This is a genomic window from Moorena producens 3L (assembly GCF_000211815.1).
Taxonomy (GTDB): Bacteria; Cyanobacteriota; Cyanobacteriia; order Cyanobacteriales; family Coleofasciculaceae; genus Moorena; species Moorena producens.
On sequence record NZ_GL890908.1, the window covers coordinates 1 to 13,641 of the forward strand.

Sequence of the window (13,641 nt, forward strand, 5' to 3'; positions counted from 1 at the left end):
AGGGTGGGCAGTGCCTACCAAAGCGCTTTGCAAGCTTGATTATCTGTCTGGTGCACTGCCCACCCGACATGAACCAAGCTTATTGATAATGGTGCAAGATTTGAGTATAATTACAAATCAGATTTGAAACTACCCCGCAGGAGCAAGAAAAAAGTACCCTCAAGGGTACTGTCTCCTGAAAATAGTGAGCCTAGGATAGATTTATTGACCGTTGACCGTTGACCGTCAATCATTCAACTTGGCATAGATATCCTCAACAACCTTTAGATCATTTGACTTAAAAAATAGAGACATGAGCGAAACCAATATTTATCAACAAATTTGGGAAAGTGACGAAAACCAATTCTCGGTTAGCACTCGCACTAGCTCCGGAGAATGGGAAGACGAAACTGCTGACATTCTATTAGATGAGCAGGTCAAAGCTAGCGGTCAACGTGAAATCGACTTAGCTACCCGACCCTTATTCTATAAAGTTAATGAAGACAAATTGTTCGATGAAACCCGCACCTATAGCAGTTTCATTAAACTCTTAGATAACTACGCCATCCGCTCTCTTGACCCAGAATTTACTCCTGAGGAAGAAGAACATGAGCAATTAGATTTTATTTCTCTGATTCTCTCTACCAAACCGATCCAACTTGCCCGAAACTATATTAACGAAGAGTTAGGTGAAAATCTTTCGGAGCAGCAATTTAGAATCAAGCTACAGCGAATCTGGTTTGAACACTACACCAATTACTACAAGGGCAAATCAACTCACTTCGCTTCTGGCTTTGAGCATGTATTTGTTGGGGAAGGAAAATACAATATCCGCTCTGGAGATAAACGAGAAACTCTTGGCACCATTTCTGGTTACCATTCATGGGTAAAATTCTACCTAGATGAAAAAAATCAGCGAGTAAATTTTCTCGGCTACAAGTATGACTTACGAGGGAATGAAGGACCGAATAATCCCAACGTTGTCACGTTACAAATGAACCAAAACGTGACTGATATGGGAGGCAATGTTATTGCTAAATTGTTCAAGAAGAAAGGGGGATTTTTTGTTGGACCAAGCCCTGAATGTGAAATCGCGATCGCAACCGTTGCCTATTATGAAAGTATCTATGGCAAAATTCGTGACAAGCGTCGAATTACTATCAATGATGCCACTTACGATTTAGTCCTCTACCGCAGTACCAATCCCAATGGTAGCCGTGGCGAGTTTATTCGTTCCTTCTTTCCCATCTTCCTGAGCAAGGATGGCACAAAAGAACCGGATATGGATCGTCCAGTAGTTGTGCCAGTAGATGATATCATCAAGAATGATGGTGCTGTGATAATCGTAGCCGCATTACCTAATCCAGAAGGCTCCGATGAAGGCGGAAGCGAATGGGTTGAGTTGAAGAATGTGACCAGTGAAGCCATTGACCTCACTGGCTGGGAGATGGCAGATAAACTAGGTCGTCCCCAACTCCTGAGTGGGATTCTTCAGCCCTTAGAAGTTAAGCGCTTCCCAATCACCCGTTTAACTCAATCCTCAATGCAGTTGAGCAATAAATCAGGATTGATCACAGTACGCGATCGCTCCTCCAACCAGATAGCAACAGTTAAATACTCTCGTGCTCGTTCTGGTCACATCTTTCAATTTAATTAGTCATCTCGAGTCAGGTTAATCACTTACTATTTAGGTTCATCGATAATTGTTAATTGTTAATTGTTAATTGTTAATTTTCAATTTCAATTTCAATTATCGATTTTCAATTGACGAAAAACCCAGAATGATAAGTATTCAACCAGACAGGATCGGACTACTTATGTACAGAGCCATCAGGCATAGTTGCGCCCTTGAGGTTAATGCCCTGGCGCTTAGCCCTCCTGATGTCAAAGTTAGCGTCCTTGAGGTTAGCCCCGCCCAGGTTAGCACCATGCAAGCGAGCACCGTTTAGGTTAGCCCCCTCTAGGTTAGCTCCCCACAGGTTAGCCCCCCTAAGGTTAGCTCTCCACAGGTTAGCCCCCTCTAGGTCGGCACCACTAAGATTCGCCCCCTCCAGCTTAGCTTGCTTGAGGTTCTTATCCTGTAGGTTGATATTTGGGAGATTGCAGCCTGGGCATTCTCCACTGCTTAGCAACTGTCTGGCTGGACTGGTGAGCCAGGCATAGGTTATAGCCGATGAAGAAGCAGCCACAAGGCTGAGGGTGGCAAGTTTTACTACTGCCTTTGTTGGTTGTATAGCCCGCAACAGTGTTTTTAGAGGAGTGACATCATTCACTACATCAATCGGCTTCAGGGCTTTTAGGGCAGTTGCTGCATCGGGATAGCGATGTTTGAGGTTAGGTGCCACCATTTTGTCGAGCCAATGAATAAACTGAGGATTTAACTTGGGCAACAGTGGTTTGAAATTAATCCGATAATTATCATCAACTAAGGTGTTGATTTCGCTAGATTTTGTCCCTGTCAGCAAGCAAATCAGGGTTGTCCCTAAGCTATACAGATCAGATGCTTTGGTCAATTGCCGATTAAACATCTGCTCTGGTGGCATAAACCCTACACTACCTTTAACAACGCTACTAAGCGTCACATCCCCACCTGCTATCCGGGCAAAACCGAAATCTACTAGATACACCTTCAAGTTGCCCTGTCTATCAACCAAAATATTTTCTGGTTTAATATCTCGATGAATCACAGGAGGTTGCCGCCGTTGCAAGTAAACCAAGACTTCCAAAACAGCGATCGCAATTTGCTTAACTTCTTCTGGTGTCCAGTGGTAATCTTCCGCGAGGGAAGGTGCTGGTTTATATTCTTGGACTAAGCAAAATCCAGTGGGAGTGTCAAAAGAATCGATATAGCGAGGAATGCTAGGATGATTGAGCTGCTGCAGGAGTTTAATTTCTCGTTCATAAGTGTCATATTCTGCCCAGCTAGTGCCTAATTGGGAAAACTGCAACTGCTTAATCACAACATTTTGCTGAGTCTCCAGTTGTGTCGCCAGGTAGGTGACTCTACCCCCAGCGTGATTTTGTCCTAACTCTTGTTTAATTTCATAGCCCTGGGGGCTAAAGTCTAGATCCTTGCTCATAGTGCTAATTTCAACTTTCCATGTTTGAGAAGCGGATATGATGACCACCGAAGAACACACATCTAATATCTATCCTGGCATATAGTTTTTATACCCAGTTGCTTTCTGTTGTAGCAAATGAGGACAAAATCGGGAGGGGGGAGAGGGGTGAAGAGTGGAAGCTTTGGGGTTGTCAACAATTGTCAGATCATCCCGCAACGGGAGTAAGGCCGATCATTACAATGGCTGATCACTGATAGCTGATTTAATATATATGATTTAATATAGCTGATTTAATATAGCTGATTGCTTACATCCGATTTCCTACCGGGTGACACTACAGCAAATCCAATTACTTCTGTAAACCACTAATTCCGGAAACACTGTTGGTTTCTTGAAAAAAACTAAATAGAAGTGATTCTGGTAGGAAAAAATTCTTTGAAAATTAATCCAAATCATTCCCTATGGGGAAAGCTCCTAAATGGGCGTTATAAAATCATTGAATCTCTAAGTGCTGGGGCATTTGGCAAAACCTATATCGCAGAGGATACCAGACAACAGGGCCATCCCCGCTATGTGATTAAGTATCTTCAGCCCAAAAGCGATGATCCTCAAAAATGGCAATTTCTTAAGCGTCTCTGGCTCAATGAAGCTCAAACCTTGATCAAACTGGGTAGCCATAACCAAATTCCTCGTCTAGTTGATTATTTTGAAGATCACCACGGATTTTACTTAGTTCAAAAGTTAATTATCGGAGAAACTCTTAGTACTGAACTGCCGATCAGCCAAAACAGTAATAAACGCTTTAGGGAAAACCAGTGCATTGAACTATTACAAGATGTTTTAGGCATCCTAGAATTTATTCACCGCCAAGGGATAATTCATAGGGACCTCAAACCCAATAACCTAATCAGACGAGGGTCAGACCGTAGGCTAGTTTTGATTGACTTTGGTGCTGCTGAGCTGATTAATTCAAAGTCAATCAAACTCCATCTGACCAAGATCCCATCGTCTGATCCATCCAGCACAATTCGTCCCTTCGCCTACATACCCCCAGAGCAACTTGCTGGTCAATCCTTTCCTAACAGTGACATTTATTCCCTAGGAATGATTGCGATTCACGCCCTCACAGGCATGACCCCAATGCAATTGGCTGACCCTGAGACTGGTGAGATTGATTGGCGAAAACATGTATCGGTTAGCGATAAAATGGCGTTTGTACTCAACCATATGGTGTCTTACAACAGCGAAGCACGCTATCAGTCAGCAACTGATGCCTTAATCGTACTTAAGACACTGATGTGTACTCAAAGTCCTGAGTTAAAAGTATCTATTGCTAAGTCTGACTCAGAACTGATAACGGAGCACTCACCACTCAGTATCAAGTTTAGTGACAATGACACTCTTGAATTAAACGTGCTAGATACTCAGTCTGACTCAATGGTTACCATTGAACACTCAGCACTGACTAGGGAGTCTAGCTCACAACAATTAAAACAGGCAACGCCATTGTCTGACTCAGGAGTCAAAAATGAGCAGAAAACACTCCTGGAAAAACACTCAAAAAGTAGTAATAACGAATCAAAATTTATTATTCAAGAATCAAAAAGTAGTAATAACGAATCAATAAATAACACTAAAGAATCAAAAAATATTAATAATAACTTAGCACTTAGCACTGATGAGCCGCCATTAGATTGGAAAGTGTATGTCCGTGAATTCGCCCTGTATAGCTGGCCAAAATTGCCACCTTTACTGAAAGGAATCGGAGTGGGAGCAGCAAGCTCCAATGCTATAGCCATTTTAATCGGACTTTATGCTTTACTGAATGCTTCTGCGTCTCGTTCTGAATTTGATATTCTACAAAAGGCAATCAAACACTATCAAGCCGGTGATTTGGAGGAAGCGATCGCACTAGCAGAATCGATTCCTAGCGATAGCCTGATCTATGAACAATCCCTAAATACGGTTCAACAGTGGCAGCAACAATGGCAAAGTGCTGAAGCTCTGTTTAAGGCTACAGAGCAAGCCTTTGATCAAGGAAGATGGTCAGATGTGCTTGAGGGATACGATAAAATGCCCTCAATTGGCTTTTGGCAAAAGAAGATGGAGCCATTAGTCAAGAAGGCAAAACCTCGCCTTGAGGCAGAAGCCCAAGGGTTATTAAAGCAAGCCTACAAACAAGCATTAGCCCAAGAGTTTACCAATGCGATCGCACTACTCGAACAAATCCATCCAGAAACCCGCACCGGTGCTAAAGTCCAACCAAAGCTGAAGGAATATCAGCAAAAGCAACAGATTCGAGCAGAGTACTTGTTACAAGAAGCCTATGAACAAGGAGGACAGGGTAACTTTATTAAAGCGCTAGTGTATTTGTCTCAAATCCCTAAAGAAACCCCCACCTACCAGAAAGCGAGAATCAAGATAGCTGAGTATTCCCGTAAGCAGCATTTAAAGGAAGAAGTGGAACGACAAGCTGCATTAGCTAGAGCAGTGTTAGAAAAACAAAGGCAATCAGGGGTTAACCAAAAACCGTTGCTCAACGTCAACGTTGAATCAAGCCGTTCCCCACTCAAGCATGGGTTACAGTGGCAAGAAGTCAACCATTAGGATATTATTGCTGACTACTGACTGTTGACTACCGACTGGCTTATATTTACTGGACTGATTATTGTTAACTATTTATTGTTGACTGTAACCTGTACTCAAAACTCCCGACACAACAGTGATTTCAAAAAAATTTGCGAAAGTACTTGCCAGACTTTGTACTTTATGATTATAATCAGTAGATGTGAAGAGCAATTGTTTGGCAATCCTCAGTAGCTCAGCGGTAGAGCGGTCGGCTGTTAACCGATTGGTCGCAAGTTCGAATCTTGCCTGGGGAGTTTAAATTTTCAATATAACACCTCCTGATAGCCTGGAAGTTATTCAAGGTCTAGAGAGTTAGCGTATCAGACTTCCCCTGAAATGCCTTGCCAGTGGATACAAGATTTTTCACTAAGGGGTGGTTCATTGTTGCTCAACCGGACGATAAGCGCGTTTGGGCATGGTAGATTATTGGGACAATCAAGTTTTATACAGGAAATAGCTTCGACCTGATCCCTGAAATTGACATAATCGTGATTTACTGGCCACTAGCCCAGAAATCACGATTAGTGATTGGTGATATCAGATGGTGATCCTTAAAGATTGAAAACTGCGCTCACCTATGCCAAGTAGGTCTGTGAACAAAAAATTACGACAAAACAAGCTAAGCAATGGGATTCCAAAGAAAATCATAAATGGAGGGCTATCTGTGCAGGGGCAGTTTCCTTTGACTACGGTAGGGGCACTTGCCTTAACTACAAGTGGACGAATTTTGATTGTGAAAACCACTAAATGGCGGGGTCAATGGGGTGTACCAGGAGGTAAAGTAGAATGGGGTGAAACCCTCGAAGAGGCACTGCTCAGAGAGTTTCGGGAAGAAGTTGGTCTAGATTTAACTCAGGTACGCTTTGGGTTGCTACAGGAAGCAGTGTTGGACTCACAGTTTGTGCGAGAAGCCCATTTCATCATGGTTAATTACTATGCCTTTTCTGCCAGAGAAACCATCACTCCCAACGAAGAAATTGAGCAATGGGTATGGGTGACTCCCCAAAAAGCTCTGGAGTATCCTCTCAATAGCTACACTCGCCTGTTAATTGAGGAGTATCTGGAAAATAAAATTTATAATCACTATGATATATAACTTTTCTCATAGCTATGAGGTACAGAGATTTTTTTTCTTATTACCTATTCCCTGCTCCGTTCGCGTTTGGCCGTAGGCCAAACGCGAACGCGCAGCGTCGGCAAAGCCTAAAGCGTGGCTCACGGCCTTAGCTACCCGATCCGCTGTTCCGGTGATCCGCTGTTTCCTAAAACCCGGAAATTTGTAGCTCACTCGTGAATAGAATTTCTATATATTATAAATTATATAATATAGTAATATTTTAACAATTAAAAATCAAATAATTTAAAAAAAATGTTACATAAAAACCAATATTTAAAATAAACTAAGAGTATCTAAAACCGCTTTAATCTTAGGAACTTCATGAGTTCTAAACAAATCGGTTTTTCCTAATGCTGCTAAGCTGTTGCGCATTTAAACTGTGATAACAGCATTGCCTTTGTTTTTTATTTTTCGTACCCATTTTATAATTAACCCTCCTTCATTTAAAAGATGATTTAACAAACATTCTAATTCTTCAATTGATTTGAAAACTCGATTGGCAATATATTCTTTTGCTGAATGCCAAACCAATTCAATTAAGTTATAATCAGGACTATACTCGGGAAGATATTCTAAATAAATATTCGGCATATCTTCTTCTATTTTATGAATATATTCGGCTTTTTGTGAAAACTAGCATTGTCTAAAATAATGACGATTTTCGGTCCTTTCTTAGCAAAGTCTTCTAGTTGATTACCCGCTTCCATCCATTCATTTCTAGCTCTTTATAAAAGGTTTTTAAAACTTCATAAAAAGTTTGACTATTGCTTTTTTTGAGGAAATCTACAAATCTTTTTTTATCTGAATATCGCAAAGCTCCCATCACATTAACTCTCCCTTGCCTTTCGGGCAAAGCCCGACGCTGCGCGAACGGTCTCCTCTAACTTTTTTTCGCTTTCCTCTTTTACACCAGTTTTTTCTTCTGATGACTCTCAAACTAAATCCGCTTTCATCCCAAAACCATACCTGAAGACGCTCTGGGCTTTCTTTTTCTATTTTTAAATACTCATCTAGTTTCTTTTTAAATGCTTCCCTTTTTTTAGGGTCTTTTTTAGAATCTAAGCTATACTTTGACCAAAGGTAAACATATTTTTTCTTGACTAGTATCCTACGAACTTGAGACCCACTTAACTTGATGCCTGTTGTATCTTCTAAATGAACGGCTAATTTTTGAGCTGTCCATCGACCAAATTCATATCCTAATTCTTCGGGTTCTTTTTCGACTAATTCTAATAATACTTCTATATATTGTTTTGTTGCTTTTTGGTGATTGCCTTTCATTCTTTTATCTTTAAGACTCTCTAAGTCATCTGGATCTCCGTGGACACACCAATAACAGACTGTGTTCTTTGAACAACCCAAAACTTCAGCAATTTCTAACTGTGTTTTTCCACTATTCAACAACAGCAAAATTAAAATACGTTCTCTAATATTTCCATTTTCTTCTATTTTTAAGGCTTTTTGAAGTATTGTTTTTTGCTGTCAGATAATTTTTTGCTGGCATATTTCCTATTATTGGGTTATTTATTAATTTTTATTATACCAATTTAAATGCCGAACAGCTTAGCACTGCAAAAAAAGGTTCAGCACTTCTGAATTCTTCTCCAAAACATTCAAAAGCATGGGGGAGGGCATGACACACGGGAAACCCTAATTTCCGAAGACGAAAAGTATTTAAAAAGGTTTTCATTTTAAAACGGATGCGTAGGGCGCTATCTTCGAGATTTTTGTAGTAAAAACCTAACCCGGCATCAACAAAAATTTTCCTAACACCAAGTTGAGTAGCTATTTCAATTTTCTTGGCAAAATAATCATACATTAAGTCGGTTGGGTCGTTGCCAAAATTAAAGTCATCAACTTCTCTGACGTTTTTTCCTTGAACGTAACAAATGATAACCCCAGCATCGAACTCGGATACCTGTTTATAAATTTCCTGATTGTCTTGGGAACCAGTTAAATTGATGATATTTGCTCCAACTTTTAAACATTCCCTAGCCACTTGAGGATAATAGGTTTCAATAGAAGTTAATACACCTTCTTGATGGAGGGCTTCCAGCACAGGCAAAATTTTACTTTGTTGCCTCACATCTTCTACTCTCTCAGAGGTTGTCTGAGCAGTCTCATTTGCTACATCAAAGCCCCCTAAATCCCCCAATTTTGGGGGACTTTTACCAGCAAATAAATTCTTTTTCCCCCCAGAATTGGGGGGATAGGGGGGCAAAATTCAGTATCAAACAACTTTTCAGATATCCTCTCAGCATGGGGCAAAGTAGATTCAGCACCAATATCTACAAAATCCGCTCCTTGGGCTGTTAACATTATGCCACGACGAATCGCTTGTTCTGAACTTAAACAGACACTTTCCCTGTACCAAGAATCACTAGAAAGATTAACTACTCCTAAGATAGCTTTTTGAGAATTAAAATTCAAATGTTTGTTGCCAATGGTAAATTCTTCAACTTTTACGTTTAAGGAATCCTTATACTGTTCATTAATTTCGTATAGATGTTCTATAGTAAGCATGTTTATCCTATTAAAAATGTTTTTATCTTCTCTTGATGCAGTCGCTCATGGGGGAAACCCCCAAGACCGCGCTGCATCGCTTGGTAATACTATAAACTCCAGCCGCCAGAAACTTCTACTACTTGTCCTGTGATGTAATCAGCCTCAGGACTGATAAAAAACCAAGCAGCATGGGCTATTTCTGACAATGTAGCAGGGCGTTTTGCTGGTAATTTAGGCATAGCATCCTGCCAATCATCATCGTATTCAAAGGAATTCTCTGCTATTCCTGGAGATACCACGTTGGCAGTAATCTTATCTGTAATTAGCTCTTTAGCAAGGGACTTAGTATAAATAATGATGCCAGTTTTAGCGATCATATAAGCTGTATTAGTACCACGGGCAGTGACATTATGGGCACTGGCAGCACCAATATTAACAATGCGACCCCAACCTGCGGACTTCAGGTAGGGAATTGCGGCTCCAGTGACATAAAAAGTAGTATTGAGGTTGGAATCAATTACAGAATGCCACTCTTCTACTGAGATTTGGCTAGTAGGTTTACTCAAATAGTTGCCCACATTATTAACAACTACCGATAAACCCCCTAGTTGTGCTGCTGCATTTTCTACCAACGACTTGGCTTGATCAGGTTTGGTGATATCTGCTTGTAGGGCGATCCCTTTTACTCCGTGAGTCGCTGCTTCCTGAGAAGCTTGCTTGGCTGCTTGTTCACTGCGGTTATAGTGAAATGCAACATCAAATCCCTTACTAGCTAAATCAATAGCGATCGCTTTTCCAATTCCCACTGCTGATCCGGTCACTAAAGCTTTTTTCAGCATTGTCTTTGTTCACCATTGTTTTTAAGTTTATACTGCTTGATTTACTCCATCAGCATTGTTTTTGTATTGGTTTTAAACCAAATCTATATACAAATCTATAGACTATCATTCATCGGCATTAGGTTAGGTTGCCTTGCCTTATTTTTTTCGGTTGTTATTATAGTCTATCAACCGGATTTGATATCCTAAAAATTAATACCGAGTAACTCCGTAAATATCTAACCTTTCGAGAAGTTGGGATACTTTCATTCCCCAGACTGGTTCTACCCAATCAGGAGCAATTTCGGCCAACGGCACTAACACAAAGGCTCTCTCTCTCATGCGTGGGTGAGGTATTGTTATATCAGGAGTATCTAGAATCAGGTTACCAAACAAGATTAAATCCAAATCTAAGGTTCTTGCTCCCCAATGTTCCACACGAACTCTACCAAACTTTTGCTCTGTTTCTAGCATAGTCTCTAGCAACTTTTGGGGACTTAGTTGTGTGTCCACTAGGGCGCAACCATTGATATAATCTGGTTGCACAGGTCCAATAGGTTTAGTTTTGTACCAACTGGAGCGGGTTTTGACAGTAATGCCTGGAGTTTGATCGAGTTCGATCAGAGCAGCTTCTAATGTGGCTTGAGAATCACCGAGGTTACTACCTAGTGCGATCGCGCTAAGGGTACTTTTCGTAGTTGATAATATTTCGGGATTAGATACCATACAGCTCCTCAAAGAAGAATTTGTGGCAAGCTAATCTTGTACAATATTTTATAATACCATAGAAACATTCAATAGCTCGACAAAAATTTGAAGATCCTATGACAGAGATTTTACCTGCTGATGATCAAGCGGCACGAAATAAAGCAGTTGATTTGCTCAAAAAGGGCGATGTAGTGGTTTTCTCAACCGATACTATTTATGGCATTGGAGCCAGCATTGCTAAGGAATCAGGTATTAAAAAGATCTTCGAGGTGAAATCGCGATCGCCAGATAAACCCCTGATCATTTATGTCGCCAGTTTTGAACAACTGCAACAAGTGACTCAAGAAATTCCTGAAAGTACCATCGAGTCACTCCGTAAAATTTGGCCGGGGGCAATGTCTGGCATCTTCCCCAAGACTGACATTGTGCCACCATTTGTGACATCAGGTAAAGACACAGTAGCAGTCCGAATCCCTAACCATCCCCTTTGTTTGGAATTGGTGCGTCAGGTTGGGGCTCCCCTAGCGGTAACCAGTGCTAACGTTTCAGGGATGGAGACTCAGAAAACAGCCCCTGAAGTAGCTGCACAATTGGGAGAGCGAGTTCCACTGGTTCTGGATGGAGGGCCAAACCCCGAACAACAACCTTCTACCCTGGTTGATTTTACAGGGTCACCGGCTCAGCTATTGCGCGAGGGTGCCTGGTCTTTCTCGAAACTCCGCCAAGCCATTCCTGATTTGCAACCTATCCCTGAAAGCTGAGATTTTTCTCAAGAAGCCGTCGCCAGCTTTGGAAATAATCCCGGTCTACTGAACAGTAGCGCAAATGGCGGCGCTGGTTTTGTATTCCGATTGCATTGCGTCCGTGTAGGATACGGTGGTTGTCAAACATCACCAGATCTCCTGGTTGTAGACCTTGTTTGAGGCAGTATTTCGGATGGGTATAGAGCTGCATTAGCTTTCTGTATGCGGCATAAAATGGCTCGATAATCTCCTCTGGTAAGTCCAAGGGAGCAGGAAATAAATTGCTAATCCGAACTTCCTTCAAATTACCACCACTATCGAGGCAAAAAACTGGACTGCTGAACCGCATATCAATGCGATTGCTATAATATTTTCGGAAGGGAACTTCGTAACGACAGAGTAGATCGAATGCCTCCCTATCTTCCTGACGCAGCACCTCTGCTATTTGGAAACCATCCACAAAGGTAGACTGACCGCTGCCATCGTTGTTTGCCATTAAACAGTGGAAGAAAATAATTCCAGGTGGTGCATATTGATAGGCATCATCTGTGTGGGGTATGAGGTTAATTTGGGAGTTAGCAACACTTTTCTGGCTTTCCTCTGGGTCTACAACAATCTCGAAAACACGCCCGTAATTGGTTTCCAATAAAGGACCAAAGGACTGAGCCAAAGATTCGAGTTCTCCCTTCTGAGTAGGCACGTTTCGCACAAAGCAAATCCCGTAATCTCTCAGGTGTTTTAGTAGTTGTAGCCGATGTTTATCCCCAGTTTGGACTTCTTCATAAGCAATCTGGGGCAGGTTAGTAACAATATTGCTATCCCAAAGAATAGGTCGATGCTGACGATGCTCTCTCTCGGTAGCAGAATAGCAGTGCTGTCGCAACCACTGAGCATCATAGATGCTTTTGTGACCGTCCGGTTTCCATACTATTTCCAGTGCGTTGCCACTATCCCAACGAACTGACAGGGGTTTTATATCTAAGGGAACATCAACGAGCCGAAAACGCTTTTCGCCATGTTTGGGATCCCCACAACCAGAGCAATAACAGTTATCCCGAAGCCAAATATAGTGAAAAGTACTTCGATGACCGTCGCCCCAATCAACGAACAGTTTTCTGTGGTCTTGTTGGACTTTGGAGATTTGATATTGTTGGGAAAGGTCAATCGCCAAGTTACTATAACTCATCGCTTTCTTCTTGCTACTACAAATCCATCATCCGAGTAAAACTTTTATCCCCACCATAGGTTGTACAAGCCTGTTGTAAGACCTCGCATAGACGTTCTGAAAACTCTAGAGAGGTTTTAAAGCTTTGATTGAGTTCATTAACTAAACAGGCATCCTTGTGAGCTAAGTTCAAGGTAAATGCTGGACCCGGATTCCCTTCTAATATAGAGGGAAGTAATTTTTCCGCGACCCAGCTACTACCCGAACCTGCTTGAATCATGTTTGTGAGTTGTTTGGGATCAATTCCTGCTTCTTGTCCTAAAGACAGCACTTCTCCCAGGGCTTTAGTATTGATGAAGCAAAGATAATTAATCAGCAATTTGGAAAGGATAGCATGGGAGAGTGGTCCTACATAATAAATTTGCGAACCAATGGCTTCTAATATGCCTTTGATTTTGTCAAACGTTGCTTCATTTCCCCCCACATACATTGACATTGTTCCTTTCTGAGCTGCTGGTGCGCCTCCAGAAACAGGGGCTGCAATGGAGTCAATTGTTTGCTCGGATGCCAAGGTAGAAATCTTGTTCATAATTTCTATGGAATTGGTTCCAGTATCGAGCCAAATCGTTCCAGGACGGGCATGGGCAATTACTCCAGCATCTCCCAACATCACAGATTCCAACTGCTTTGGCCCTGGCAGACTGGTCATGATCACATCCGCATCACTTGCTACCTCTGGGATGGAATTGCGCCAACTTGCTCCCGCTGCAATTAAAGCTTCAGCTTTTTCAGGTTGGATGTCGTACACCGCAACTTCAAAGCCTTTTTTTAGCAGATTGGCAACCATACCACTGCCCATATTACCCAGACCAATAAATCCAATTTGCATGGGAACTTTCTCCTATTTCAACTATCG

At 41.6% G+C, this 13,641-nt stretch carries 12 protein-coding genes, 1 tRNA gene and 1 pseudogene; 5 read left to right on the forward strand and 9 right to left on the reverse strand.

Going from position 1 to position 13,641, the window contains the following annotated elements:
* Positions 1–292 precede the first annotated feature (292 nt).
* Complete coding sequence (locus LYNGBM3L_RS14060) at positions 293–1,636, forward strand: lamin tail domain-containing protein (protein WP_008184302.1); 1,344 nt, start codon at positions 293–295, stop codon at positions 1,634–1,636.
* A gap of 154 nt (positions 1,637–1,790) precedes the next feature.
* On the opposite strand, the gene LYNGBM3L_RS14065 is transcribed toward LYNGBM3L_RS14060, so the two are convergent.
* Entirely contained in the window at positions 1,791–3,059 is a 1,269-nt protein-coding gene (locus LYNGBM3L_RS14065; RefSeq protein ID WP_008184304.1) for a serine/threonine-protein kinase, read from the reverse strand.
* Positions 3,060–3,476: 417 nt separating this feature from the next.
* Between LYNGBM3L_RS14065 and LYNGBM3L_RS33950 the strand changes: the two genes are divergently transcribed.
* From LYNGBM3L_RS33950 to LYNGBM3L_RS14080, 3 genes are all read left to right on the forward strand, one after another.
* Positions 3,477–5,648, forward strand: a complete 2,172-nt coding sequence (locus LYNGBM3L_RS33950) for a serine/threonine-protein kinase (RefSeq protein ID WP_161603165.1) — start codon at positions 3,477–3,479, stop codon at positions 5,646–5,648.
* Between the two features lie 203 nt (positions 5,649–5,851).
* Positions 5,852–5,923, forward strand: a tRNA-Asn gene (locus tag LYNGBM3L_RS14075).
* 410 nt (positions 5,924–6,333) lie between these two features.
* Positions 6,334–6,765 carry an NUDIX domain-containing protein gene (locus LYNGBM3L_RS14080; RefSeq protein ID WP_044493200.1) on the forward strand — a complete coding sequence of 144 codons (432 nt, stop codon included), beginning with the start codon at positions 6,334–6,336 and terminating at the stop codon, positions 6,763–6,765.
* A gap of 12 nt (positions 6,766–6,777) precedes the next feature.
* Here the strand turns inward: LYNGBM3L_RS14080 and LYNGBM3L_RS40670 are convergent, their stop codons facing one another.
* The 6 genes and pseudogenes from LYNGBM3L_RS40670 to folK all read right to left on the reverse strand — a co-directional run bounded on the left by LYNGBM3L_RS40670 (position 6,778) and on the right by folK (position 10,835).
* Complete coding sequence (locus LYNGBM3L_RS40670; protein ID WP_131827036.1) at positions 6,778–6,957, reverse strand: hypothetical protein; 180 nt, start codon at positions 6,955–6,957, stop codon at positions 6,778–6,780.
* A gap of 201 nt (positions 6,958–7,158) precedes the next feature.
* Positions 7,159–8,290, reverse strand: a pseudogene (locus tag LYNGBM3L_RS38340) (IS630 family transposase).
* A 33-nt stretch (positions 8,291–8,323) separates the two neighbouring features.
* Positions 8,324–8,941 carry a dihydropteroate synthase gene (locus LYNGBM3L_RS14095; protein WP_008184317.1) on the reverse strand — a complete coding sequence of 206 codons (618 nt, stop codon included), beginning with the start codon at positions 8,939–8,941 and terminating at the stop codon, positions 8,324–8,326.
* Positions 8,929–9,309 carry a dihydropteroate synthase gene (locus LYNGBM3L_RS40675; protein WP_008184318.1) on the reverse strand — a complete coding sequence of 127 codons (381 nt, stop codon included), beginning with the start codon at positions 9,307–9,309 and terminating at the stop codon, positions 8,929–8,931. Before LYNGBM3L_RS40675 ends, LYNGBM3L_RS14095 begins: the two co-directional genes overlap by 13 nt.
* 89 nt (positions 9,310–9,398) lie before the next feature.
* On the reverse strand, positions 9,399–10,130 hold the full coding sequence (gene tmpR, locus LYNGBM3L_RS14105) for a bifunctional dihydropteridine reductase/dihydrofolate reductase TmpR (RefSeq protein WP_008184320.1): 732 nt from the start codon (positions 10,128–10,130) through the stop codon (positions 9,399–9,401).
* Between the two features lie 192 nt (positions 10,131–10,322).
* Positions 10,323–10,835, reverse strand: a complete 513-nt coding sequence (folK, locus tag LYNGBM3L_RS14110) for a 2-amino-4-hydroxy-6-hydroxymethyldihydropteridine diphosphokinase (protein ID WP_008184322.1) — start codon at positions 10,833–10,835, stop codon at positions 10,323–10,325.
* A gap of 98 nt (positions 10,836–10,933) precedes the next feature.
* On the opposite strand from folK, the gene LYNGBM3L_RS14115 reads away from it, so the two are divergent.
* Positions 10,934–11,578 carry an L-threonylcarbamoyladenylate synthase gene (locus tag LYNGBM3L_RS14115; RefSeq protein WP_008184324.1) on the forward strand — a complete coding sequence of 215 codons (645 nt, stop codon included), beginning with the start codon at positions 10,934–10,936 and terminating at the stop codon, positions 11,576–11,578.
* Here the strand turns inward: LYNGBM3L_RS14115 and LYNGBM3L_RS14120 are convergent.
* Both LYNGBM3L_RS14120 and LYNGBM3L_RS14125 read right to left on the reverse strand, forming a co-directional pair.
* Positions 11,562–12,746 (reverse strand): TauD/TfdA family dioxygenase, encoded by a 1,185-nt coding sequence (locus tag LYNGBM3L_RS14120; RefSeq protein ID WP_008184327.1) that lies wholly within the window; start codon positions 12,744–12,746, stop codon positions 11,562–11,564. The two genes, LYNGBM3L_RS14115 and LYNGBM3L_RS14120, sit on opposite strands and share 17 nt — an antisense overlap.
* Before the next feature lie 16 nt (positions 12,747–12,762).
* Complete coding sequence (locus tag LYNGBM3L_RS14125; RefSeq protein WP_008184329.1) at positions 12,763–13,614, reverse strand: NAD(P)-dependent oxidoreductase; 852 nt, start codon at positions 13,612–13,614, stop codon at positions 12,763–12,765.
* Positions 13,615–13,641 lie beyond the last annotated feature (27 nt).